We start from the raw sequence: 24,274 nt of genomic DNA, 5'->3' as shown, positions 1-24,274 counted from the left end.
AATTTGGGCGAGGCAGGATAGCCGCTCAGCGGTTTCGGCGCCAGAAATTGTTGGGCAGGCGGTACTGCACGCCCACACTGAAGCGGTTGGTGTCGTCCCCGTTTTCGATGTTGAACGATACGGCTGTGCGGTCATTGATGTTGTAGGCGGTGCTGACGCTGGGGCGGAACCCGCGCGACTCGGAAAAGTCGAAGGGCGTGCTCACCTTAAAGGTAAAGCGGCCGTCTGGGGTGTTGTAGGTGGCGTCGATCAGGCCCGCGCCGGTCAGGTCCACCTGGTATTCCAGGTACAGCGTCTCGGTCAGCTGTGACCCGATGGTGAGGGTGGCGCCGCCCTCGCCCACCAGCGCCGGTGTGAAGCGCAGCACATCTACCCCCAGAGCGTCGGCCAGGTTGCGGCTCAGTTCGCCCAGCACGAACACGTTCAGCGCGGTGTTGAGTGCACTGGCGCCCAGGGAACCCAGGTTCTCGGGCAGGTTTTCCACGTTGGGCACGCCGGTCAGCACCAGAGCGTACAGCTGGGATTCGGTGTAAGGCTGCCCGGTCTGCGGGTTGTTGCAGGCGGCCGACTGCTCGGTGCAGCGCAGGGCCGTTTTTAGGTCCAGCTTGGCGGCGCCGCTTCCGTCTTCCAGGAAATTGCCCTGCACGTCCAGCGTGATGGGCACCGGGGCCCCGCCGCTCAGTGGCCGCACCCGGCCCTCAGCCAGCAGGGCAAAGGTGGGGTAGGGCGAGGTGCCGGGGAAGTCCACGTTTACGCTGCGCAGGTTGAATTCGTTGTCGCGCAGCAGCAGGGTGCCGCGCTGACCGCTCAGCTGCCCGGCCACCTGCGGGCGGGCGCCGGTGCCGCTCAGCCGCAGTGCCCCGGTCAGTTCGGCCTGCGCCAGGCTTTCTTGCAGCTGAATGCCGCCCGAGAACCGCACCGGGATGTCTTCCAGCACCAGCCGCTGCAGCAGCGGGAGCGCCGGGCGCGGCGGCACGGCGGCGCCGGCGCCGCTGCCCTCCTCGCCTTCGGGCTTGGGGAAAGTGGTGTACTGCTGCGGCAGCGGACTGACAAAGTTGTCGGCCGTGCCGCCCTGTCCGCCCGGCGCCGGGCTGCGTTCCGGACCCGGCACCAGGGCGTCCAGATTGCTGATGGCGTCCGGGCGGCCCAGAATGGCGCGGGTAAAATCGGCCGAACCGCTGACACGAATGGCGTCGTCGCCCACGTCCTGGCGCAGTGCCAGGCTGCCGTTCAGCGCCGACTCGCGCAGGTAGATGCTGCGCAGCGCCAGGTCGTAGTTGCTGGCCCGCACGCTCAGGTCCCAGTTGGGAATCAGCTGACCGCGCACTTCCAGGGTGCCCTGGCCGGTCACGGCGTTGCGGGTGACCGAGCGGGCGTCCAGCACCCAGCGGTCCGGGTCGGCGCGGTCCTGACTGAGGGTGCCCTGCACGTCCGGCAGGGTGCCCACGCCGCCGGGGGCCACCTGGCCGCGGTAGGTCAGCGCCGAGCCGCTCAGCTGGCCGCTGCGCCACTGGCCCTGGCCCTGCAGCGTGCCCTGCGAGACCAGGTCGCCGCCGGTGCGCACCGCGCCGCCCAGCGTCCACTGGCCCGACGGGTTCAGGCGGCCGCTCAGCTGCGGCACACTGACCAAAACGCCGCCCAGCGAGCCGCTCAGGTTGTGGGCTTCCAGCGTGCCTTCCGGCTGGCCGTACTGACCCACCACGGCGGCGGTCAGGCTGCCCTTGAGCCGGGGGCTCTGCTCGGCCAGGGCCGGAAACAGGGTCAGCAGCGGCGTGAAGGTGGTGTCGGTGAAATTGGCCTGCACATTTACGTTCTCGCGGGTGTACTGCCCGCGAATATCCCAGGTGCCGGCCCCGCCCAGCTGCACGTTGATGTTGCGCAGCTGACGGTTGGCGTAGTCCAGGCTGCCGGAGCCGGTCAGGGTTTCACTGCTGGCAGCCTTTTCGCTGGCGTTGTCGCTGCCTTTCTCGCCGCTGCCGCTGTCCTCACCGGCCGGCGGGTTGGGCAGCGTGGTCAGGCGAATCCGCTCGGCCACCACGGTGGCGCGGCCCGAGAGCGGATCGGCCACCGGCGCCTCGAAGCGGGCCACGCCGGTCACCCGGCCGTCGGCCAGGTTCTGGCCTGCCAGCGCGTTGGCGACCGAACCCAGCGGCAGGCCCTGCAGGTTGGCGTTGCCCGACAGCACCCCGCCGCTGAGGCCGGCGAACACGTCGGTGTCGCCCAGGTAGCCACGGATGCGCCAGTCGCCGCCCACCAGCACGCCCTCGAACCGGGTGGGCAGGGCTTCGCCGGCCAGATTCAGGTCGGCCGAACGCGCCACGAACTGCCCCGCGCCGTCGCGGATATCCAGCTCGCCGCTGATGGTGCCCCTGAGGTCCGGCACCAGATCCAGCTGCTGGAGGTCCACCCGGCTGAGGGTGCCGCTGAGGTTGTAACCGGCGCCGGTGTCGGTTACAGCAGTCAGCCCGCTCAGGGCCGGCAGCGCGGCGCCCAAGCTGCCCGAGCCATTCAGCGACGCTTCGCCGGCCACGCCGGTCAGGTCCAGACTGATGCGGAACTTCTGCCCGCTCAGGTCGGCCGTGCCGTTCAGCGCCAGGGTCTGTTCGGCCAGCTTGACCGGGTAGCCGCTGGACTTGACCTGCCCGCTCAGGCCGGCCGCGTCCGAACGCAGGTCGGCGCTGAGGGTGCCTTCATCCTGCCGCAGCTGGCCCTGCAGTCGGCCGAACCACTGCCCGCCTGGTTGCTGGGTGGCCGAGAGCGTGGCCTGGCCCTGGGCGCTGCCCTGGGTGCCCAGCCGGGCCTGGGCCTGGGCCGCCAGCCGGCCGCCGGCCAGCCGCAGGGTGCCGTTCACGTCGCCGGCCAGCGGCAGGTTGAGGGCGTCCACCCGCCAGGGCGACCGCAACCCCTCGATGCGGAAGGGGAGGGCCCCGCCGTCAGCATTGCTGCTGCCGCTGCCGTCGCTGCTCAGGTCCACACGGCCCTGGGCAGTCAGGCGGCCGGAGAGGCCCCGCCAGCGCAGCCCGGCCAGGTCCAGCCCCGGCAGGTCGGCGGTCACAGCTTGGCCCTGCCAGCTCAGCTGCCCGCGCCGCTCGCCGTCGCTGATGTCCAGCCGGCCATTCTCGCGGCTGACCGAGCCGCTGGCCTGCCAGCTGCCGCGCCCGGCCGACACGCCGACGTCCGGGTCGGCCAGTGGCCCACGCGGCGTCAGGCTGACCCGCATCCGGGGGCCATCCACCTGCGCGCTGCCGGTCCAGCGCCACACGCCGGCCGGGTCCGGGGCCACCTGCAGCTGCCCACTGCCCCGGGCCACCACGCCGTCGGAGAAGGTCAGGGTGGTGCCGGCGTTGGTGGCGTTCAGGGCGGCGCCAGCGCCCAGCAGGCCCAGGGGACCGTTCAGCCGTGGGCTGTTCCAGGGGCCGCTGACGGTTAGATTGGCCGGGGTGGTCAGCACCTCGGTGGCGCCCTCGTTGTCGCGGGCGGTGACGGTGCCGCTCCAGCCACTTGCCTGCGAACCCCGCACGTCCAGCGCGGCGCGGTAGCCCAGGCCTTCCAGGGCGCCGTTGGCGCTCAGGGCGTTGCCAGCGTAGTTTAGGCGCAGCTGCCCCGACAGGTTGCCGCTGGCAGTGGCGGTCAGGTCGGCGGTAAGCGGGCTAAGGTTCACCGGACCGCTGACCGCCAGCTGTGCCCCGGCCGCACTGGCAGTCAGGCCGCTAAGAGTCAGCCGCCCAGCGGCCAGGGTGCCCACCTGGCCGCTGCCGGCTGCTGGACCCTGCGCTGCATTCTGGGGCGCAGCTGCCTGGGTCAAGGTGCCGCTGAGGCCCTGCACCCCGTCTGCCAGCGAGCCGCCGAAAGTGCCACCCAGACCGCGCACCGTGACGCCGCCCAGGCTGACCTCGGGCGCGTTCAGGCTGCCCTGCACGGTCAGGGCGTTCAGCTCGCCGCCGGCATTCAGTTGCAGCCGGGCCTCGCCGCTGGCACCGGAAGTCGCCGCAAAGAAGGTCAGCGGGTTGATGTTAGCCTGGGCGCTCAGCTTGGGCAGCCAGCCCTCGCCGGGGCTCAGCTGCACCGTGCCGCTGCTGGCCTGTGCCGCCGCGCCCTGGGCAGACGAACCCTGGACAGACGAATTCTGGACAGATGAACTTTGGGTGGCGGGGCCGAACAGCGTGAACTGTCCGCCCTGCCCGCGCAGGGTGACCGGCCCGGCCAGCGCCGGCGACTGCAGCTGCACCTCGCCGCCCAGCGCCGGCCAGCGGCCCCGCAGGTTCAGGTTGGCGCTGGTGTCGCCCTGGCGCACCTGCCCGCTCAGCTCGGCGCTGAAGCTGCGGTGCGGCAGGTCAAAGTCACGCGCGCTCAGATTCAGCTGTCCGCTGCGTTCGCCCTTCAGGTCAACTTGTGCTTGGAGGCGCGGATCGTCCAGGCGGCCCAGCAGGTCCAGCCGGGCGTCCGCGTCGCCGCCGGCGGTCCAGAAGCGGCCTTCCAGCGCTGCGCGGTCCAGCGGGCCCCGCAGGGTGGCTGCGCCGTTCAGGCGGCCCGGGTTGAAGCTCTCGCCGCCGAACTGCGCCAGCGACACGTTCGCCACCTGCACATTCAGTCCCTGCGGCAGCGTGCCCCCGATCCGGAAGACCCCGCCCCCGTAGCCGCCGGCCAGCGCGGCGTCCAGCATCTTTTGCTGCGGCAGGTAACGCGCCCGGCCGTAGAGGGTAAAAGGCCCGGCGTCCCGCTGCTGGCCACTGATTTCCAGGCCGCTGGCTTCCAGCTGCTCGATGCCCGCGCCTCCGGCGGTCCGGCCACGCACGCTGAGGGTGCCCGACGCTTTGAGGGAGTCCAGGCCCCACTCGGGCGGCAGCAGCCGGGCCAGGCCCACCGGCTGTGCGTCCGGGCCGCTGCCCAGCCGGGCGTCGGCGGCATAGCGGCCGTCCGCCAGGGTGCCGGACGCTTCTATCCGGGGGCCGCTCAGGCGGAAGCGGCCGCCCTGCTGCGCATTCCAGCTGCCGCTGAGAGTGCTGTTCAGTTCGCCGGTCACGTCGTCCAGCCGGCCGCTCAGCCGGGCCTGCACGCTCTGCCAATCGGGGCCGCCCAGGTCGGCGCGGCCGGTCAGGCGCAGCTGGTCCGGGCGCTGCCACAGGGCGCCAATGTCCCAGCGGTCCAGCGCCACCCAGCCATCCGGGCGCAGCGGGGCCAGCGGCGCCAGTTGGGCTCGCAGCGAGGCGTCGCCTAGCCGGGCGGTCACGCTGAGGGGACCGGCGCCTGTGGCCTGTGCGCTGAGAGTTTCGCCGCGCAGGGTGCCGCGCACCTTCAGGTCGCCGCGCCAGCCCTGGGCGTTCCAGGCCAGCGGGCCGGTCAGGGCCAGGTCGTCTTCTTCGCGGCGGTAGCGGGCGTTCAGGTTCAGGTCGGCGCTTTGCAGGCCCAGCGGGGTGGGCTGGCCGACCACCTGCCCATTCAGCACGCCGCGCAGGGTGCCGCGCACTGCTGGCCCCGACAGCTGCGCCTGCCAACGCCCATCTTGCAGGGCAGCACTGACCCCGGTGCCGCCGATATTCAGTCCGCTGGGGTGCGCGCTGCCGCGTTCGCCGGCCAGCTGTCCGTTCAGCCGGGCGGTGGGGGCAGCGGGCGTGCCGCCCACTTTCAGGTCATAGCGGCCGGCCAGGTCGCCGCGCAGCTCGGCCGCGCCGCTCAGGTTCAGGCGCGGATAGGCCAGCCCGCTGAGGCTGGCGCTGCCCAGCTGCGCTGAGGTGGCGCGGGCCTGCTGTACCCGCAGTTCGCCGCCGGCAAAGGTGGCCGGCACATTTAGGGCCACGTCGTTCACCCGGCCGGTCACGTTCAGCCGGGCGCGGCCCAGGGTCCCGCCCACGCTGCCGCTGAGGTTTCCGCTCAGCCGGGGGTCCAGGGTGCGGGCGTCCGGCACCAGCAGCGAGCCGCTGACGCGCCAGTCCTGCCAGCGGCGGCGGGCGGCGCCGTCCAGGGTCAGGTCCAGCTGGGCGCCGCTTACCGTGCCGGCCACCGTGGCGCGGGCGGGGCGGCCGCTCCCAGCCAGCAGGCCGTCTAGCCGGCCCTGCAGCGCCACAGCGCGGCCCTGATAACTGCCGCTGGCGGTCAGGTTGAGGGTGCCCTCGGCGCGGCCGCTTAGGCGGGCGGTCAGGTCGCCGGTCTGGAGGGTGGCCGCCGCGCGCGGGTACACGTCGCCGCGCAGGGTGAGCGGCGTGCCCTGCAGCTGTCCGCTCACATCGGCCCACAGCTGCCCACCGCGCACCCGCACCCGGCCGCTGGCCGTGGTGGCGTCCAGCTCGGTGGCGCTTAGGTTGGTGGTGATTAGGTCGGCGCGGGCGCTGTCCAGGCTGGGCGCTGTCACATCGGGCAGATAGAGGTCGCCGCGCAGCACGCCACGGGCCGGCAGGTCGAAATAGGGCCGCAGGTCGGCCAGGTCCAGCTGCCCACCGCGCACGGTCAGCGCCCGGCTGGCCAGCGTGAGCGGCAGCCGCGAGCTGCCGGTGATCAGCAGGCCACGGGCCCGTACCTGCTCGACCCGGAAGTTGGGCAGGTCGTTCACGGTCAGGTCGCCGCTGAAAGTGCCGCTGCGGGGCAGCTGGAACTTCAGCTTCAGCCAGCGCATGTCGCGGGCGTCCAGCTGCCCGCCGCGCACTTTCAGGGTGCCGCCTGCGTAAGTCAGCGGCGCCCGCGACCTGCCCGAGGTCAGCAGGCCGCTGAGGCGCAGGTTCCGGGCGTCGAAGCTGCCCAGGTTGCGCAGAAACAGGTCTCCCCGGTACACGGCGCTGGGCGGCAGGTCCAGCCGAATCCAGCGGCGCACGTCGTTCACGTCCACTACCCCGCTGCTGATGCGCAGGGTGTCGTTGGCAATCGTCAGCGGGGCCCGCGAGTTGCCGGAAGCCAGCACGCCGCTCGCCTGCACGTGTTGCAGGTCGAAATTGTTCAGGTCCGGCACGTATAGGTTGCCCTGAAAGGTGCCGCGGGCCGGCAGCGAGGCGGGGTCGTCCACCAGCACCTTCAGGTCGCGCACGTCCAGCAGCCCCTGCCGGATGCGCAGCGCCCCCCGCCAGAGGGTCAGCGGGGCCCGCGAGTTGCCGGAAGCCAGCACGCCGCGTGCCTTGACCCGGGTCAGGCTGAAGTGGCCCAGGTCGGTGACGCTGAGGTCGCCACGGAAAGTGCCGTTGCCGGGCAGGCGGGTGGCTTCGTCCACCAGCGCCCGCACGTCGCGCACGTCTAGCAGGGCATTTTTCAGCGAGAGAGTGCCGCCCCGCAGCGTGAGCGGCGAGCGCGAATGACCCGAAATCAGGGTGCCGCGCAGCGAAAGCGTGTTCAGGCTGACCTGAGCCAGGTCCGGCACGTACAGGTCGCCCTGGAAGGTGCCGCTGGCCGGCAGTTTCTGTTCGACCAACGGTCGGGCGTCGCGCACGTCCACGCTGGCGCCACGGATGTTCAGGGCGCCGCCGCGCAGGGTCAGGGGTGCGCGTGAGCGGCCTGAGGCCAGCACACCATTGGCCCGCACGCGCCGCAGGTCGAAGTGGGCCAAATCTGTGACGCTCAGGTCACCCTGGAAAGTCCCGCTGACCGGCAGCGGAATGCCGCGGTCCACGAAGGGGCGCACGTCACGCACGTCCACACTGGCACCACTGAGGCTCAAGAGGCCGCCGCGCAGCTGGAACGGCAGGCGGGAGCGGCCATTGGCCAGCACGCCGCTGGCCTGCAACTGGTTCAGCCCGAAGCCCCGGCGCCAGTCCAGCTGTGCGTTCAGCCCCAGCGCCTGCCTGCGGTACTGCACTCCGGGCGTGGTGATGCGGGCGCCCTGAGCGGTAAAAACCGCCTGGACCCGCCTGCCTTGCAGGCCCTGCACTGCCCCGGCCGGCAGCAGCGGGCGCAGCAGGGCGGCATCGGCGCTGAGGGTACCACGGATAGACGGCAGCAGTGCCACCCGGCCCGACAGGGCGCCGCTTGATAGGGCGCTCAGCCGGCCGAAGCCGCCGCCCAGCAGCTGCACTTGTCCGCCCCGCGCCGTCTGTGCGGCCGCGCCCCGGGTACGGACCAGATAGCTCAGCGCCGCGTTGCCGTTCCAGCGGCCGCCGGCGTAGGTCAGGCCGCCCACGCTGACCTGCAGCGGGCTGAGGCTGGCGCTGAGGGGTAGCGTCTGCTGCGGCACGATCAGGGCGGCGTCACCGGCCCCAAACTGCTGGGCTTTCAGGGTGACGTTTCCGCGTAGCCGCTCCAGCGACCCGCTGGCCTGCACCGTCAGGTAAGGGCCGTTCACGTTCAATTTCAGCCCGCTTAGGCGCAGCGCACTGCCGGCGCCGGGCAGCCGCAGCAGCCCACTGGCCTGCAGGGTGTGGCCGGCCAGCATTCCGGTTACGTTGACCCGGCCGCGGGTGGCCTGCAGGCGTAGGGTCTGTCCACTCACGCTGGTAACCAGCTGGCCGTCGGTCAGGCCGTTCACGCTGCGCAGGGTGCCGCTGAAGCTCTGGCCGCCCAGCCGCAGCGACTCGGCCCGCAGGCGCAGGTTGTCCAGGCCGTTCAGGGTCAGGAAGGCGCGGCCGCCCTGGCTGTCGGTCAGGGTCAGGTCGCCGTGAGGCTGAAGGCCCTGCCCGCGCACCCGGCCCTGCACCCCGAAGCCCTGGGCGCGGCCCGAAACGGCCAGATCGTAGCCCTGCCGGGGGGCATTGACTGTGCCGGCTGCCCGCAGGCCATCCGGGTGCGAGGCGGTGACGCGCAGGGTGTTCCACGGCCCCCGGGCGCTGACGGCGTATCCATCGGCGGTGCGGCCCTGCAGGTCGGCGCGGCCCTGCCAGCCGGGGCCCCAGCTGGCGCTGCCCTGCACCGTCGCGGCGCGGCCCCGTACGGTGAGGGCCTGCTGGCCGCTCACGCTCAGCAGGCCGCCCGCGCGGTAGCGCAGGTCCAGCGCTCCCCAGCGGCCAGCGAGGTCCAGCGCCGGGGTCAGGCGGCCGCTCAGCGCCAGGTTCTGGGCCGGCAGCTGCACGCCGCTCACGCTCAGCGGGGCGGTGCGGCCGTTCAGGGCTGCTTGCAGATGCCCGTAGTCTCCGTACAGCCGGCCCTGCAGGGTTTGCCCGGCCAGCCCGCCGAAGGAGCCCAGCCGGCCCAGCGTGACCGGGCCCCGCAGGTTCACGTCCGGGTACACTTCACCGCTGGCAACAGCCTGAAATCCGGCCAGCGGACCGCTCTGCCCGCCGCTGGCCCGCAGGTTCTCGGCGCTGACCACGCCACTGCGGCGGCGCAGCGTGCCGGCCAGGGCCACGCCCTGCGCCCGCGCTTCGACCCGCGCGGTGCCGCCCAGGCCGGCCAGATTCAGGTCCAGGCGGCCGCTCAGGTCCGCCAGTGGTGAACTGGGGCCCAGCACGCCGCGCACCACCGGTTGGAGCGCTGCCAGGTCCACCCGGCCGCGGGCGTCCCAGCGGTCCCCGCTGATGCTGCCGCTGGCCCGCTCCTCGGCGGTGCGCAGGTCAAAGTCAAAGCGCAGACCGTTGTCGTTCTGCACCCGCAGGTCGGCGCTGACATCGGCGCCGCTGAGGGCCGCCTGAGTGGCGAAGCCATCCTCCAGCGCAGTCACGCCGCTGAGGGCCACCCGGCGCCGGTTATCCTCGCCCAATTCGCCCTGCCAGCGGACCCGGTCGCCCTCGCCGGTCGCCGTGACCTGAAAGCCCTGCCCCTGGCCGCGCAGGGTGCCGCGCAGGTCATCCAGCCCCAGGCTGGCGTTCAGGGCGCCGTCTAGCCGCACGCCGCTTTGCAGGCGCAGGTCATGCAGCCCCAGCAGCAGACGCTCGCCGTGCCAGCGTAGGCTCTGGTCGCCCGCGTCCCAGCGGCCGGTGCGCTGTTGCCAGTTCAGGTTGAGCGGCCCGCTGAGGGTTTCTGCCAGCAGCCCGCTGCTCGCTTTCAGCTGCCCGCTGAGACCGGCGGCCCGCACGTCCAGCTGGCCCTGGCCGTCCAGCGTGACGCCGCGCCCGCTGAGGCTCCGGGCCGTCCAGCGGCCGCGCCAGTCCGGGTTCAGCGCCAGTTCCAGTGAGCCGCCGTCCGGCTGCCGGAGACTCGCCTCCGTGCCGGCCTCGCTGAAGTGGGCCTGGCCCTCCAGCGGGAAGCCGGCCGCCTGCACGCCGCTGGCCTGCAATGTCAGGTCGCCGGCCCGCCCCGAAAGCGCCAGCGCTCCGCTGAGGCTGTCGAGCTCGGGGTTCAGCCTCACCTCGATCACTTTGCCCGAGAGGGCCACCCGGCCCTGTGCCGGCCCGTTCAGCGCCGCACCGCTCAGGGTGGCGAAGTCGGCCGGCCGGCCTTCCAGCGTCTTGCGGGCAATGGCGGCGCTTAGGTCCAGCGGGGCCTTCAGCAGTTCGCCGCGCCAGTTCAGCCGCCCAGTGCGCCCGAAGTTCCAAAAACCGTCCAGCCGCTGCCGCTCGCCCAGCAGCGCCGTGTCGGCCCCCAGGGTCCAGCGGTTGACTTCCGGGGCCGCGCCTTTCTCCGGGCTGCGCTTGAGGTAGCTGTAGCCCATCGCCAGCCGCTGAAAGGGAATACCGGCCAGCTTGCCTTCTGGGCTGCTGGCGCGGGCCTGCACTTCGACTCCCTGCCAGCCGGGGCCGACGTTGTGGGCCAGAGCGGTCAGGGTCGCGTTGCCTTCGCCGCTGGTGTCCAGGGCACTGGCCAGCGCCGAGAGCTGCGGAGCGGCGTTCAGCCGGGCTTGCCACTGCTTGGCGGCCAGATTCACATCGGCCGTGGCGGTGACCGGCTTGCCGTAGCCCTCGCCGCTCAGGTTCACCCGGATCACGTTGCCGTTCTGGGTGGCCGCGCCGCTGACACTGGTGATCACGGCCCAATCGGCGCCGGGCGCCTGCACGCTGCCGTCACTCAGCTCCACGTGGCCCTGTACCGGCCCCTGGCCCAGCACATACTCGCCGGTCAGGGTGCCGCCCTGCACGCCTTCCCAGTAGTGGCGCAGCACCCGGGCGTCGGCCTGGAAAGCCGTCACGTACTCGGTGCCGCTGGGTGCCTGCCGGAAGCGCAGATGGGCACTCAGGTGGCCGTCTGCGGTCTGTCCCTGGGCCATCAGACCGCCGTCGCGGGCCTGGGTCACCTGAAAAGTACCGTCGGGCACGCTGGCTTCCTGGCCGTTCACCTTCAGCGCTGCGTCGGATACGGTGACCTGCCGCACCTGCACTTTCCAGCCTTCCTGGGTGGTGACGGTCTGCTGGCCCTGCCCCAGCAGCCGGGCCAGCTCCAGCCCCACTTCGGCGCCGCGCAGGTCTACCGAGACATACAGCACCCGCCGCCGGAAGTCGAACCCGTCCAGGCCCACGCCCAGACGTTCAGCCCGGGCGGTGATGCCGGGCAGCTTGACCCGGGTGCCGTACAGCACCGGGTTCCACAGCGGCCCGCCGACCCGCTCGGCGCGGACATCCTCGGTCACGCGCAGCAGAATCCAGCGGCCCAGCATCGCCGGCGCGTAGGCGGCCAGAAAAGCCAGCAGCAACGCCACCATGGCGGCTGTCAGCCCGGCGGCCTGCCAGCGCGAGCGTGGCCGGGACGCAGGAGCAGAGGGAACGGGAGCGGGCTGGCCGGTCGCCCGGCTCATGCCCGCCCCTCCCCGTGTCCTGCGCGCAGCGAATTGTGGTACCACTTAGACCACATCTGACCCGTATTCTAGGGGAAGCGGCAGTGAAAAACTCGCCATCTGCCGGCGCCGTGCTGGAGGGCTTCCTCTGCTGCTTGCCCCCCAGGCTGACCGAGTCCTTAGGCAGCCTGACGCGGGTCACATTGGCCGCCCAGCCGGGCTTTTCTGTGTTCCAGGGGTCTTTGCTCCCGGAGACTGTCCCCGGAGGAAAAACCCCTCAGAAATCACTTTCTGTTCTTCGCTGGGTGGCGATGACCGTGGTGAACGGGTGCGGGCCAGTGGCCGGGAAGACACCTGCTCTAGAATCCTGGGCATGACTTCTTCCTCCCTTCCTTTCCGCGTGGGCTATGGCGAAGACGCCCACCGTCTCGGCGCCGGGCACCCGCTGGTGCTGGGCGGCGTAACGGTGCCGTCAGAGCGCGGCGCCGAAGCCCACAGCGACGGCGACGTGATTCTGCACACCCTGGCCGACGCCCTGCTGAGCGGCGTGGCGGCCGGCGACATCGGCCAGTATTTCCCCGATACCGACGCTGCCTGGAAGGACCTCGACTCGGCCCGCATCGTGAGCCGGGTGCTGGACATCGTGCGGGAGCGTGGCTACGCGCTGGGCAACCTGGCGCTGGTGGTCACGCTGGACCGGCCTAAGCTGGGGCCGCTGCGGGCCGACATCGCCGCAAACGTGGCGCGGCTGTGTGGGCTGGCCCCCGCCGAGGTGGGCCTCAGCTTCAAGACCTCCGAGGGCCTCGCCCCGGACCATGTGCAGGCGCGGGCCACCGTGCTGCTGGTGCGTGCCGATGACTGAGGCGAGCACGCTCACCGGCCCCCTGCTACACGTGGTGCTGTTCGAGCCGGAAAAGGCCGGCAACGTGGGCAATGTGGCCCGCACCTGCGCGGTGCTGGGGGCCACGCTGCACCTGATCCGGCCCTACGGCTTTCACCTGGGCGACCGCGAGTTTCGCCGGGCGGTGATGGATTACCTGACTGGGGTGGAGCTGCACCAGCACGACAGCTGGACCGATTTCCAGGCGTCTTTGCCAGCGGCGGCGCGGGTCTGGGCTTTTTCCACCCACGCCACCATCTACCACACCCAGGCCGGGTTCCAGCGCGGAGACTATCTGCTGCTGGGTCCCGAGTCGCGGGGACTGCCGGTCTGGCTGCGCGACGCCCTGCCTAAGCTGAAGCTGCCGCAGCCCGGCGGTGGCCGCAGCCTGAACCTCAGCGTGGCGGCCGGCGTGGCAGCCTTCGAGGCGGCCCGTCAGATCGAGGGCTGGTAGCTGCCGCCCCAGCAGAGCAAGAACCTGACCCGGCAAAAAAACAGGACCCACGCCGGGGATTCGGCGGGGCCCTATAGTCCTATAGGTTGAGTGGGACTCAGTCGCGTTCGCGTTCGCGCTCGGCGGTCAGCTGCTTTTGCAGTTCGATCTGGCGCTGGCGCTGGTAGTCCTGAAAAAAGCGCTGTTCGTCGATCAGTTCCTGGCCGGTGGTCAGCTGGCCGGTCGCCAGCTCGCGCATCGCCAGGGTCACCACGTTGTGAATCTTGGCTTTCTGGTCGGCGGGCAGCACGCTGGGCGCACCGGCGCTCAGCTGCAGCGCACGCTTGGCGGTGATCACCGACAGGCGGTATTTGCTGTCCGTCATGTCCAGCATGCGGTCAATATTTTTCTCTGCCATTGCTTGTCTCCTCGTAGAAATCGGGCCGGCCAGGCAGGAGCGCGGGGGCAGCCGCGGCCCGGCTGGCCACCTGCCCTCTGCTCCGCGCCGGCGGGGCCCGGGGCTCATAAACATCCTAGTATACTTGCCGCCAGACGGAAGTGCGCTGCGTACCCGAATGTTACGTACCCGAGTGCTGCGTGCCCGAGTGTTCCGCCGCCCGCCGCAAGGCCGGGTTTCCCAGCAGCGCCCCCAAGGAGCCCCCGCATGAAACAACGCATTCACCAGTACCAGGCCAAGTTTTTCAAGGCGCTGGGTCACCCGCTCCGCCTGGCCATTTTGGATGTCCTGCGCGACGGCGAAAAGACCGTGACCCAGCTGCAGGAGCTGACCGGCGGTGAGCAGGCCAGCATCAGCCAGCATCTGGCGGTGCTGAGAACCAACCATTTCGTGACCTACCGCAAGGAGGGCACCCTGGCCTACTACCGCAACGAAGACCCGGACGTGTATCTCTTTTTGGACCTGGCCCGCCGGGTCTACGAGCAGCAGCTGGAGCGCCAGCAGACCCAGCTGGAAGAGCGCCGCCGCCAGTAGGGGGCCAGGGCCAGACGCGGCCTCTCTGCGCCCTGTCCAGCGGGGCCCGGAGGTCCTGTAGAAGCTGCTTTCTGACAGATCTCTTGCGGCCTGCCCAGGTGGCTGGGTGCCGGGTTTCTGCGTGGTGGCCGCAAAAGCTTGCCCTGGCAACTGTAACGAGCTTGTAAGTCACCCCGTGTTTTGATGTCGTCGTTCAGGTGCCGGGGGCCTTCCCCCAGGCCGGCTTCCCCTGCCCGGCTTTCTCCGGCGCCTGCCGAGCCAGACCTCTTTCCCTGGTTCACAAAGGAGCCACAATGACCGCAAGCAAACAGGAACAGTTACAGGCCATCATCTCCGACCTGCGCAGCGCCATCCCCGACCTGCGCGGCGCCCTGATCGCCACCACCGACGGTCTGCCCATCGCGCAGCTGTTTACCGATAACACCGACGGCAACCGCGTGGCCGCCATGGCCGCGACCGCCCTGGGTCTGGGCAAGCGTATCAACGACACCCTGGGCACCGGTGACCTCAGCGAAATGAGCGTGGCGGGTCTGGACGGCCAGGTGTACATCTACGCCGCCGGCCGCAAAGGCGTGCTGGCTGTGGTGGCCCCCAGCGGCATGAACGTCGGTCTGCTGAACATGGAAGCCCGCGACGCTGCTGGACGCGTCACCCAGGTCCTCTAAGGATAAAAGGAGAAAAGACAATGGCATACGAAAGAAAAGAACTGGGTGACTTCACTAGCGTGGTGTGCTTCAAGGCCGTGATTACCGGCGTGGAAGACACCCTGGGCAAGGACGGCGCTGGCGTGGTGTTCACCCGCGCCGGCAAGATGCGCGGCCAGAATCGGGTCAAGGACCTCGGCATGGCCGGCAGCGTGCTGCCGATCAGTGAACTGGCCGGCCGCCTGGACGCCGCGCTGGGCAAGGACGGCACCCGTCTGGCCAACGTTAAGAGCGTGCGCGAAGAGGGCGGCAAGATCATCGTGGACACCACCGAAACGGTGTGCTCCTTCGGTGAAGAAATGGGCTCCGACCGCGAGTGCAGCTTTACCATGGGCGCCATCTGGGGCGCGCTGGAAGCCATCGAAGGCAAGACCTACCTGGGCGAGCAGACCCAGAGCGTGCTGCGCGGCGGCGAGTTCGACCGCTTCGAATTCGAAGAACTCTAAGCAGCCCAGGCTCAGGCGCTTAGCCTGAACAGAAGCTACAGCCAGCGAGCAGACAGAGGATTTTTTCTCCCTGTCCGCTCGCTGGCTGTGTTGCTGGGCCGACCCGTGAGGCCCGACTGCCCGGGCCCCAGCCTGCTTAGGTCAGGGCATCGGGAAAGCGCCGGCGAACTCGTGCACTTCGGCCTTCACGTCTTCGCCCTTCAGCGCCCGGTCGATCAGGTCGGCCACCCGGTCCATGTCGGCTTCCTGCATGCCACGGGTGGTCACGGCCGGCGTGCCGACCCGGATGCCGCCGCCGTGCATGATCTTCTCGGTGTCGTAGGGCAGGGTGGACTTGGAAATGGTGATGTGGCTGGCGTCCAGCCGGCGGGTGGCTGCGGTGCCGTTGAGGCCCTGCGGGCGCAGGTCCACCAGGAACATGTGGTTGTCGGTGCCGCCGGTCACAATGCGGTAGCCACGGTCTTCCATGGCTTTGGCCAGCGCCTGCGCATTCTTGATGATCTGCGCGGCGTACGCCTTGAATTCAGGCTGCAGCGCTTCGCCGAACGCCACCGCTTTGCCGGCGATGACGTGTTCCAGCGGGCCGCCCTGGTAGCCGGGGAACACAGCGCGGTCCAGCTTCTTGGCGATGTCGGCGTCGTTGGTCAGGATGATGCCGCCGCGCGGGCCACGCAGGGTCTTGTGGGTGGTGCTGGTCACCACATGGGCGTGGGGCAGGGGGTTGGGGTGTAGCCCGGCCGCCACCAGGCCTGCGATGTGCGCGATATCAGCGAACAGGTAGGCGCCCACCTCGTCGGCGACGGCGCGGAAAGCCGCAAAGTCGATCTGGCGGCTGTAGGCGCTGGCTCCGGCGATGATCATTTTGGGCCGGTGTTCCAGGGCCAGCCGGCGCACCTCGTCCATGTTGATCAGCTCGGTCTGCTCGTCCACCTTGTAGTCCACCATCTGGTAGCGCATGCCACTGAAGTTGGCCTTGTTGCCGTGGGTCAGGTGACCACCGTGCGACAGGTTCATGCCCAGCACCGTGTCGCCGGGTTCGATCAGGGCGTTGTAGACGGCCAGATTGGCGCTGGAGCCGGAGTGCGGCTGCACGTTGGCCCACTCGGCGCCGAACAGCTGACGCAGCCGGTCAATCGCCAACTGCTCGATCTGGTCAATCACCTCGCAGCCGCCGTACCAGCGCTTGCCGGGGTAGCCTTCGGCGTACTTGTTGGTGGCGATAGACCCCACCGCTTCACGGACAGCTGCCGAGGTGAAGTTCTCGGAAGCGATCAGTTCCAGGCCCAGGCGCTGGCGCTCGGCTTCCTGCTGAATCAGGTCGAAGATGGACGGGTCGGTCTGCTGTAGCGGCGTGGTCATTTGACTCCTACGCTAGCATCTGCCGCCGCTCGGCAGAGAAGCCCTGCGGGCGGGCGCTGTCTCCCCTGTATAGACACTGCGCAGCCATCATGTAGACACTGTGCGGCTGCCGCTCAAACCCAGGCGGGGCCGGACTTTCTCAGCGTCCAGCCGCCGGGGCCGGCCAGACGGTCTGCCGCTCCAGCCACAGCGCCAGCGCCTCGGCCGACGAGCGGTTGGTGGCCAGCGGAATGTTGTGCACGTCGCACAGCCGCAGCAGCGCCGAGACGTCGGGTTCGTGCGGCTGCGCGGTCAGGGGGTCCCGGAAGAAGAACACCGCCAGCACCCGCCCCTCGGCAATCCGGGCGCCGATCTGCTGGTCACCGCCCAGCGGGCCGCTCAGCATCCGCTCCACCTCCAGTCCGGTGGCGTCCATGACGCGCTGCCCAGTGGTGCCGGTGGCGATCAGGGCAAAGGACCGCAACACCTCGCTGTGGTCGCTGGCAAACCGGACCAGGTCATCCTTGCGGTCATCGTGGGCGATCAAGGCCACCTGCGTGCGGTCGGGACTCATGCTCCCTATCTTGCCGCCTGAGTCTGCCCGAATGCCACCAGGTCTGCCTGGGCCGCTTCAAGCCGACGGGGCCTGCAGGCAGCGGCGCAGGTCGTCCAGCTCGCCGGGGCTGGCCAGCACCAGCAGGCTGTCACCGCCGCGCAGTTCGGTGGGGCCTTTGGGAATCAGGTACTCGCCCTGGCGGTGAACCAGCATGATCAGGGCTTCTTCCGGCAGCGGCAGGTCCATGATCATGGCGCCGTCGGCCCCGCTGCCTGGGGCGACTTCCACCTCGACCATGTCGTTTTTGCCGTGGCCGGTGGGGGTAAAGCTGATCGGGTAGCTGGGCGGTTCCTCGAAGTGTTCGCGCACGCCCAGCAGCCCGGCCACCTGCGGCAGGGTGGTGCCCTGCAGCAGCACGCTGGTCAGCACCATGAAAAACACCAGGTTGAACAGGCTCTGGGCGTGCGGCACCCCGGCCAGCAGCGGAAAAGTGGCCAGCACGATCGGCACTGCGCCGCGCAGGCCCACCCAGGCCACCATGCTCACCTCGCGCAGCGGCATGCCGAACGGCAGCAGCGAGACGAACACGGCTAGCGGCCGCGCCAGGAACACCAGCGCCAGCGCGGCCAGCATGGCGGCCCCGGCGGTGGGCAGCAGCTCGTGGGGGTTGACCAGCAGGCCCAGCGTCAGGAACATCAGCACCTGCATCAGCCACGAGAGGCCGTCGTGAAAGGAAATCAGGCTGCGCTTGTGGGCAAAAGTGGCGTTTCCGATGATGACCCCGGCGATATACACCGCCAGAAAGCCGCTGCCGCCGGCCAGTGCCGTGCCCCCAAAAATCAGCAGGGCGATGGCGATGGTCAGCACCGGGTAAAGGCCCTCGAACTGCAGCGGCAGCCGCCGCAGCGCCCACAGTCCCAGCCGGCCCAGGCCGTAGCCCAGCGCGGCCCCGATCAGCATCTGGCGGACAAACAGCGGCGCGATGCTGGCCACCCCCAGCTCGGGATGCTCGATCAGGGTCAGGATGCCTACGGTCAGAAACACCGCCATCGGGTCGTTGCCGCCGGACTCGAACTCCAGCAGCGGGGCAATGTCGCCTTTCAGGGCCAGCTGCCGTTCCTTGAGCACCGAGAAAACTGCGCTGGCGTCGGTCGAACTGACGATGGCGCCCAGCAGCCAGGCCACCAGCCAGGGCAGCTCCAGTACGTAGTGGGCAAAAGTCGCCATCACCCCGGCGGTCAGCAGCACGCCCAGGGTCGCCAGCACCAGCCCACGCGGCACCACCGGGCGGGTTTCGCGCCAGTCGGTGCTGAGACCGCCCTGAAACAGAATGAAGCACAGGGCCAGGGTGCCTAAGCCCTGCGCCAGCGCGTAGTTGCCGAACTCGATCCCCAGCCCGTCGCTGCCGGCCAGCATGCCCACACCCAGAAACAGCAGCAGCCCCGGCACGCCCAGGCGGCCCCCCACCCGGCCCACCACCAGGCTGACCAGCAGCAGCACTCCGGTGGTCAGCAGGAACAGTTCGGTGTTCAAGGGCGCTCCTTCACTGCTTTCACTGTTCCGATGTTAGCAGACCCGGCTTTCGCGGTGGGTCCAGGCCCAGGCCGGGCCTTGCCAGGGCCGCTGCGCAGCCGCTAGGGTAAGAGCCGTGGGTACACGTTCGCCATTTACCAGCGGGGAGAGCGCACCGGGCTGAGGTTTCAGTCCTGTGTGCTTTCCCCGCTGCTGTGTGTGGCGGGGAATTTTTTTATTCGGCTTCTCGGGCATATTCCCATGCCGGGCAAGCTTCAGAGCAGGTTCAGCACTCAGCACATCACGCGGCCGCAGGGCCGGGAGGAAAGAATGCAACAGGAAGCACTCAGCGAAATCGCGGCGGCGCAGGACCTGGACGCTTTGCAGCAGGTCAAAACCAAGTACGTGGGCAAAAAAGGCCTGATTACCCAGCAGCTGGGCGGGCTGGGCAAGCTGCCCCCCGAGGAACGCAAGGCCCGCGGCGCGGAAATCAACGAGGTCCGCACCGCCATTCAGGCCGCGCTCGACGAGAAAGAAACAGCCCTCAAACGCGCGGCCCTGGATGCCAAGCTGGCCAGTGAAGCCATTGACGTGACTCTGCCGGGCCTGGGCCTGCCGGCCGGCGGCCTGCACCCGATTACCCGGGTGTTCGACGACCTGATCGGCATCTACCGCCAGATGGGCTACGCGGTGGTAGAAGGCCCGGAAGTGGAAGAAGAGCACTACAACTTCGAGGCGCTCAACGTGCCGTGGTACCACCCCGCCCGCGACCTGCAGGACACTTTCTGGCTGGAAGACGGCCGGCTGCTACGCACCCACACCTCCCCGATGCAGATTCGTTACATGGTGGAGCACGAGCCGCCCCTCAAGATCGTGGTGCGCGGCAAGGTGTACCGCTACGAGGCGACCGACGCCACCCACGAGAGCATGTTTCACCAGCTCGAAGGCCTGGTGGTGGGCGAAGGCATCAGCATGAGCGACCTCAAGGGCACCATTGCCGAGATGGCGCGGGGCCTGTATGGCGCCAGCGCCCGGGTGCGCTTTCAGCCCAGCTATTACCCTTTTGTGGAACCCGGCGCCGACTTTGCCGTGTACTGGGACAACCCACGCGGCGAAAGCAAGTGGCTGGAGCTGGGCGGCTGCGGCATGATCCACCCCAACGTCTTTAAGGCAGTGGACGATCTGCGCGAGGCGGCCGGCAAGGACCGCATCTATGAGGGCATGACCGGCTTTGCTTTCGGCCTGGGCCCCGAGCGCATCGCCATGCTGAAATACGGCATTCCCGACATCCGCTACTTCTACGCCAACGACCCCCGCGTGATGCGGCAGTTCCGGGGTGAGCTGGAGTGAGCGCCGCTGTCCGGACAGCCACGCAGGAGGACGCTCCGGCAGTCGCCGCTTTGCTGCACGAGTTCAACACCGAATTCGGCGCGCCGGTGCCTGACCTGCCGACCCTGACTCGCCGCTTTGCCGAGCTGCTTGGCCGCACCGACGTGCTGGTGCTGCTGGCCGGGAACGGGGCAGTGCTGTCCGGGTTCGCTTACCTCACTTTTCGCCCGTCCCCCTACTGGGACGGCCCCCTGGCCCAGTTGGAAGAGCTGTATGTCCGGCCTGAGCTGCGGGGACGGGGCACCGGCACGCAGCTGCTGCAGCGGGCCATCGCCCTGACCCGTGAACGGCAGGGGCAGGAGATGCACATCAACGTGGATGAGGTGGACCGGGACGCCCGGCGCTTTTACGAGCGGCACGGCTTTATCAACGTCGAACCCGGCCAGGACGAACGGATGCTCTGTTATCTGCAGGAACTTTGAACCCGCCCCAGCACGGCCGCTGCGCCCGGAGAACATGATGAATGAAACCTTCGCCATTCCCTGTGCTGCTGCCCTGATCACCCGCGTGGTGAATGGGGTGCCCTGCGTGCTGCTGCAAACCCGCTGCAAGCCCGGCGCCGGCGTGGAAAATGGCCTGCTGGAATTGCCCGCCGGCAAGGTGCGCGAGTACGAGGCTGTTCTGGACGCCCTGCGCCGCGAGGTGGCCGAGGAAACCGGTCTGACTCTGACCCAGGTGGCTGGCGAGGCGGACCGCTGGGCCGGCGAAAGCCTTGGCTACCGCATAGGGACGGTGCAGCCTTACTGTGTCACCCAGAACCTGTCGGGCGGCTACTCTATCCTGCTGCTGACTTTTCTGTGCAACGCGCAGGGCGAGCCGCAGGTCAGCAGCGAAAGCCACAGCCCGCGCTGGGTGCCGCTGACTGAAGTGCAGGCGCTGCTGGACAGCCAGCCGGAAGCCTTTTACCCGCTGCACCTGGGCGCCCTGTGGCAGTATCTGGCCGAAGCGCTGGCCACGCCGCATGTCTTCGTGTACGGCACGCTGAAGCCGGGACTGCGCAATGTGGCCTGGGCGTCGGCCGTTACTGAACCACAGGCTCAGCCGGCCGTGCTGGACGGCGCGGCGCTGCACCACCTGGGCGCTTATCCCGGCCTGGTGCCTGCCGAATCTGGGCAGCGAGTACAGGGCTGCCTATACAGCTATCCGCCCGCGCAGCTGGGCGCCGTGCTGGCAAAAATGGACGAGCTGGAAGGCTACCGCGCCCCCGGCGACCCCGCCAACCTCTATCACCGCGAACTGCGTGCAGTGACGCTGGCCGGCGGCGAGCAGCGGCTGGCCTGGACCTATCTCTACGCCCGTGAGCTGCCGGCCGGGTCATACATTCCCGGCGGCGAGTGGCGGGAATACCTGCCGCCTCCCGCTGCCTTTCAAGGAGAACACCGATGAGACAACGTGCTGTGGCCCTGATTTACAACGATTCCGGCGAGGTGCTGCTGATTCTGCGCCGCAAGAACGGCAAGGCCTACGCCACCCTGCCCGGCGGCGGCATCGAAGCCGGCGAGACGCCCGCCGAAGCCTGTGCCCGCGAGGTGCTGGAAGAGGTCAACCTGACCGTGGAGGTGGGCGAACAGCTGCTGGAGCTGGACAACCTGAACAACCACGAACACTACTTCCGCTGCGCCGTCACCGGCGGCGAAATGCAGCTGGGCAATGGCCCCGAAAGCCTGCGCCAGAGCGAGAACAACTTCTACGACCCGCAGTGGGTGGCGCTGAACCGGCTGGAAGAGGTGAACCTGGTACCCGAGGTGCTGCGCGGCCTGGCCCGCGAGCACCGCCCCGGCGTCCCCGCACCCACTCCCCGCACTTCTGACAAGTCCGACGAGGTGAACCCATGAACATCCCCTATTCCTGGCTGAAAGAACTGATTCCTGCCCTGCCCCCCGTCTCCGAACTGGAACCGGTGTTTGCCAACATGGGCCTGCCGCTGGAAGGCACCGAGGACACCCCCAGCGTGCCCGAGGGTGTAATTCTGGTAGAGGTGCTGAGCACCGAGCCCATCGAGGGCACCAAACTCACCAAAATCGTCTTTGACGCCGGCCCCGAACACGGCCAGCACACCATCGCCAGCGGTGCGCCTAACGCGGTGGGCCTGCCGGCCGGCACCATGCTGGCACTGGTCACGCCCGGTACCACGCTTGGCGGCATGACCTACGGCGTGCGCGAGATGCAGGGCGTGCAGAGCTGGGGCATGGCCGCCAGCGAAAAGGAACTGGGCATCGGGGAGCAGAACGCCGGCGTGATGCTGATCCGCGCTGGCGAAGCTCCGGCCGGCACGCCGCTGCACACCCTCTGGCCGGCCGATACCGTGCTGGACGTAGAAGTGACCCCCAACCGCGCAGATGTGCTGAGCGCCCTGGGCCTGGCCCGCGACCTGGCCGCTTTTCTGGAGCTGGAACTGCGTGAGCCGCCTGCCGGCCCCGCAGCGACCGGCGCAGGCGAAATCGCCGTGTCGCTGCCGCTCAAGGGGCTGGTGCTGGAACGCGACACCACCGGCACCTACCGGGACGGCTGCGACCACTTCGTGGCCCGGACCGTCTCGGGCCTGCAGAACGGCCCCAGCCCGCTGTGGATGCAGCGCCGGCTGACCCTGGGTGGCATGCGCCCCCGCGACCTGATTGTGGACGCCAGCAACTACGTGATGCTGGAACTGGGCCAGCCCACCGCCATGTATGACCGGGCCGAGGTGCAGGGCGACCAGATTCTGGTCAGCTTTGGGCTGCGCCAGGGCGAGGAAGTGCGTGACCTGCTGGGAGCGACCCATGCGGTGGGCGGGGAAGACCTGCTGATTCTGGATGGCCGCGACCGTGGCATTTCCAGCGTGGCCGGAGCGTTCGGGTCGGCAGGCAAAGCCAAAGAAGGCCAGGGCGTGCTGGGCATTGCCGGCATCGTGGGCGGTGAGCATGGTCACGTGACTGCCGGCACGTCCAGCGTGGTGATTGAAGCCGCGCACTTCGACCCGGTGCTGCTGCGGCGCACGTCCTCGCGCCTGGGCCTCAAGACCGACGCCGTGTACCGTTTCGAGCGCGGCGTGGACCCCCTGCTGCCGCCCCGCGCCGCCGACCGTCTGGTGGGTCTGCTGGCCGAAGCCGGCGGGCAGCCGCACCCCGGCGCGACCCGGGTGGGCAACCCTGCCCCCAGCCTGCCGGGGGTCATCACCGTGACCGGCGACCAGATTCGCGGCCTGCTGGGCATGCACATTGACACTGCCGAAATGCGCTCCATTCTCACCCGGCTGGGCTGTGAAGTCACCGGCGAGGGCGACAGCCTCACCGTGCAGCCGCCCTCCTGGCGGGTGGACATGCACATCTGGCAGGACCTGGCCGAAGAAGTGGCCCGCCTGCACGGTTTTACTGAATTGCCCGAAACACTGCCTCACCTGCGCGTTCACAGCAGCAACGTGGGTGCCTCGCAGGCCAGCGAGCGCCGCGATGCCCTACGGCGGACCCTCAGCGGCCTGGGCTTTCAGGAGGCCGTGACCTACACCTTTACCAGCGACGAGGAAGCGGCCAAGGCCCGCGCCGAGGCGCCCGGCGTGCGGCTGCAGAATCCCCAGACCCACGAGCGCACAGCACTGCGCACGGCGCTGTTCCCTTCGCTGCTGAAAGCGGCGCAGGCGTATGGCAAGGGCGAGCGGGCGCTGCTGTTCGAAATCGGGCGGATTTTCCCGGCCGGCGGCGAAACCGAGCGCCTGGGCCTACTGATGCGCGGCGACCTGGCGGCCCGCACCTATCAGGACGGCGTCAAGGGCAGCTTCGCGGTGTTCCGGGGTCTGGTAGAGAGCTTCGCGGCGGCCAGCGGCGCTTCTTTCGAGCTACGGCAGCTGCGCGGCGATGAGGTGCCCGCAGCGCTACACCCCGGCATTGCCGGCGAGGTGCTCTGGAACGGTCAGCCGGCCGGCTGGTTGGGCGCCCTGCACCCCGAGATTGCCCAGGAATTCGGGCTGAAGGGAGACACCTTCCTGGCCGAACTGGCGTTGCCGCTGCCCGCAGGCGAGTGGGCCTTCCACGACCCCAGCCGCGCCCCGGCCGCCTGGCGCGACCTGGCCATCATCGCTCCGCAGGACGTGAGCTACGGCGAAATTGCCGCTGTGCTGAAGCGCGAAGGCGGCGAGCTGCTGGAAAGCGCCGAGCCGTTCGACGTCTATCAGGGTGAACAGGTGGGCGAGGGCAACCGCTCGGTGGCGGTGCGCCTGACTTACCGCGGCGCGAAAACCCTAACGGACGAGGAAGTGGACCCGGTGTTTGCCGCGCAGATTGACGCGGTCAAGGCACAGGGCTGGACGGTGCGCGAGAAGTGAGCACTGTTATTGATAGCGGCGTAAGTTGGCGTCCATAAGCTGATGGGGCAGGTGAATATAGCGGACCCGCTGCCAGGCGGTGACAAGCCTCTTTTTCAGCGCTCTGATGGAGTGGGCACAAAAGTTCCCCAACACATTGCGCTTGACGTAGGCCCACACCAACTCGATCGG

15 protein-coding genes are annotated in these 24,274 nt (G+C 69.4%); 10 read left to right on the top strand and 5 right to left on the bottom strand.

Annotated elements, in window-relative coordinates; translation table 11 throughout:
- Positions 1–25: 25 nt before the first annotated feature.
- A complete protein-coding gene (locus OCI36_RS07125; RefSeq protein WP_261664409.1) occupies positions 26–11,578 on the bottom strand; it encodes a hypothetical protein in 11,553 nt (3,850 codons plus the stop codon).
- Between the two features lie 352 nt (positions 11,579–11,930).
- On the opposite strand from OCI36_RS07125, the gene ispF reads away from it, so the two are divergent.
- Together ispF and OCI36_RS07115 are read left to right on the top strand one after the other, a co-directional pair.
- On the top strand, positions 11,931–12,419 hold the full coding sequence (ispF, locus tag OCI36_RS07120; protein WP_261664408.1) for a 2-C-methyl-D-erythritol 2,4-cyclodiphosphate synthase: 489 nt from the start codon (positions 11,931–11,933) through the stop codon (positions 12,417–12,419).
- A complete protein-coding gene (locus OCI36_RS07115; RefSeq protein WP_261664407.1) occupies positions 12,412–12,891 on the top strand; it encodes a tRNA (cytidine(34)-2'-O)-methyltransferase in 480 nt (159 codons plus the stop codon). Before ispF ends, OCI36_RS07115 begins: the two co-directional genes overlap by 8 nt.
- Before the next feature lie 97 nt (positions 12,892–12,988).
- Here OCI36_RS07115 and rpoZ read toward each other — a convergent pair whose 3' ends face one another.
- Positions 12,989–13,288, bottom strand: a complete 300-nt coding sequence (gene rpoZ, locus OCI36_RS07110; protein ID WP_261664406.1) for a DNA-directed RNA polymerase subunit omega — start codon at positions 13,286–13,288, stop codon at positions 12,989–12,991.
- Between the two features lie 246 nt (positions 13,289–13,534).
- Between rpoZ and OCI36_RS07105 the strand changes: the two genes are divergently transcribed.
- From OCI36_RS07105 to OCI36_RS07095, 3 genes are all read left to right on the top strand, one after another.
- Complete coding sequence (locus OCI36_RS07105; protein WP_261664405.1) at positions 13,535–13,861, top strand: ArsR/SmtB family transcription factor; 327 nt, start codon at positions 13,535–13,537, stop codon at positions 13,859–13,861.
- A 293-nt stretch (positions 13,862–14,154) separates the two neighbouring features.
- Positions 14,155–14,526, top strand: coding sequence for a roadblock/LC7 domain-containing protein (locus tag OCI36_RS07100; protein ID WP_261664404.1), 372 nt, complete (start codon positions 14,155–14,157; stop codon positions 14,524–14,526).
- Positions 14,527–14,546: 20 nt separating this feature from the next.
- Entirely contained in the window at positions 14,547–15,011 is a 465-nt protein-coding gene (locus OCI36_RS07095; protein ID WP_261664403.1) for a hypothetical protein, read from the top strand.
- A 141-nt stretch (positions 15,012–15,152) separates the two neighbouring features.
- Here OCI36_RS07095 and glyA read toward each other — a convergent pair whose 3' ends face one another.
- The 3 genes from glyA to OCI36_RS07080 form a co-directional block, all read right to left on the bottom strand.
- Positions 15,153–16,370 carry a serine hydroxymethyltransferase gene (glyA, locus tag OCI36_RS07090; RefSeq protein ID WP_261664402.1) on the bottom strand — a complete coding sequence of 406 codons (1,218 nt, stop codon included), beginning with the start codon at positions 16,368–16,370 and terminating at the stop codon, positions 15,153–15,155.
- Between the two features lie 139 nt (positions 16,371–16,509).
- Positions 16,510–16,923, bottom strand: coding sequence for a methylglyoxal synthase (locus OCI36_RS07085; RefSeq protein WP_261664401.1), 414 nt, complete (start codon positions 16,921–16,923; stop codon positions 16,510–16,512).
- Positions 16,924–16,980: 57 nt separating this feature from the next.
- On the bottom strand, positions 16,981–18,438 hold the full coding sequence (locus OCI36_RS07080; protein ID WP_261664400.1) for a potassium/proton antiporter: 1,458 nt from the start codon (positions 18,436–18,438) through the stop codon (positions 16,981–16,983).
- 309 nt (positions 18,439–18,747) lie between these two features.
- Here OCI36_RS07080 and pheS point away from each other — a divergent pair, with 309 nt between their 5' ends.
- Genes pheS through pheT form a run of 5 tightly spaced genes read left to right on the top strand, consistent with a single transcriptional unit; the run spans position 18,748 to position 24,103 of the window.
- Entirely contained in the window at positions 18,748–19,767 is a 1,020-nt protein-coding gene (gene pheS / locus OCI36_RS07075) for a phenylalanine--tRNA ligase subunit alpha (RefSeq protein ID WP_261664399.1), read from the top strand.
- Positions 19,764–20,228 carry a GNAT family N-acetyltransferase gene (locus tag OCI36_RS07070; RefSeq protein ID WP_261664398.1) on the top strand — a complete coding sequence of 155 codons (465 nt, stop codon included), beginning with the start codon at positions 19,764–19,766 and terminating at the stop codon, positions 20,226–20,228. The genes pheS and OCI36_RS07070 overlap by 4 nt, the downstream gene beginning before the upstream one ends.
- 37 nt (positions 20,229–20,265) lie before the next feature.
- Complete coding sequence (locus OCI36_RS07065; RefSeq protein WP_261664397.1) at positions 20,266–21,192, top strand: gamma-glutamylcyclotransferase; 927 nt, start codon at positions 20,266–20,268, stop codon at positions 21,190–21,192.
- Positions 21,189–21,641, top strand: coding sequence for an NUDIX hydrolase (locus OCI36_RS07060; RefSeq protein WP_261664396.1), 453 nt, complete (start codon positions 21,189–21,191; stop codon positions 21,639–21,641). Before OCI36_RS07065 ends, OCI36_RS07060 begins: the two co-directional genes overlap by 4 nt.
- Positions 21,638–24,103 (top strand): phenylalanine--tRNA ligase subunit beta, encoded by a 2,466-nt coding sequence (pheT, locus tag OCI36_RS07055; RefSeq protein ID WP_261664395.1) that lies wholly within the window; start codon positions 21,638–21,640, stop codon positions 24,101–24,103. Before OCI36_RS07060 ends, pheT begins: the two co-directional genes overlap by 4 nt.
- The last annotated feature ends 171 nt before the right edge of the window (positions 24,104–24,274 follow it).

Source organism: Deinococcus sp. Marseille-Q6407, assembly GCF_946848805.1.
Taxonomy (GTDB): domain Bacteria; phylum Deinococcota; class Deinococci; order Deinococcales; family Deinococcaceae; genus Deinococcus.
The sequence above is the reverse complement of the archived record's forward strand: the minus strand, read 5'-3'. Positions and strand labels throughout refer to the sequence as shown.

Coding starts and splice junctions, on each gene's coding strand:
- ispF (WP_261664408.1), top strand. CDS start 11,931: ATGACTTCTTCCTCCCTTCCTTTCCGCGTGGGCTATGGCGAAGACGCC.
- rpoZ (WP_261664406.1), bottom strand. CDS start 13,288: ATGGCAGAGAAAAATATTGACCGCATGCTGGACATGACGGACAGCAAA.
- OCI36_RS07115 (WP_261664407.1), top strand. CDS start 12,412: ATGACTGAGGCGAGCACGCTCACCGGCCCCCTGCTACACGTGGTGCTG.
- OCI36_RS07065 (WP_261664397.1), top strand. CDS start 20,266: ATGAATGAAACCTTCGCCATTCCCTGTGCTGCTGCCCTGATCACCCGC.
- OCI36_RS07060 (WP_261664396.1), top strand. CDS start 21,189: ATGAGACAACGTGCTGTGGCCCTGATTTACAACGATTCCGGCGAGGTG.
- OCI36_RS07125 (WP_261664409.1), bottom strand. CDS start 11,578: ATGAGCCGGGCGACCGGCCAGCCCGCTCCCGTTCCCTCTGCTCCTGCG.
- glyA (WP_261664402.1), bottom strand. CDS start 16,370: ATGACCACGCCGCTACAGCAGACCGACCCGTCCATCTTCGACCTGATT.
- OCI36_RS07085 (WP_261664401.1), bottom strand. CDS start 16,923: ATGAGTCCCGACCGCACGCAGGTGGCCTTGATCGCCCACGATGACCGC.
- pheS (WP_261664399.1), top strand. CDS start 18,748: ATGCAACAGGAAGCACTCAGCGAAATCGCGGCGGCGCAGGACCTGGAC.
- OCI36_RS07105 (WP_261664405.1), top strand. CDS start 13,535: ATGAAACAACGCATTCACCAGTACCAGGCCAAGTTTTTCAAGGCGCTG.
- pheT (WP_261664395.1), top strand. CDS start 21,638: ATGAACATCCCCTATTCCTGGCTGAAAGAACTGATTCCTGCCCTGCCC.
- OCI36_RS07095 (WP_261664403.1), top strand. CDS start 14,547: ATGGCATACGAAAGAAAAGAACTGGGTGACTTCACTAGCGTGGTGTGC.
- OCI36_RS07100 (WP_261664404.1), top strand. CDS start 14,155: ATGACCGCAAGCAAACAGGAACAGTTACAGGCCATCATCTCCGACCTG.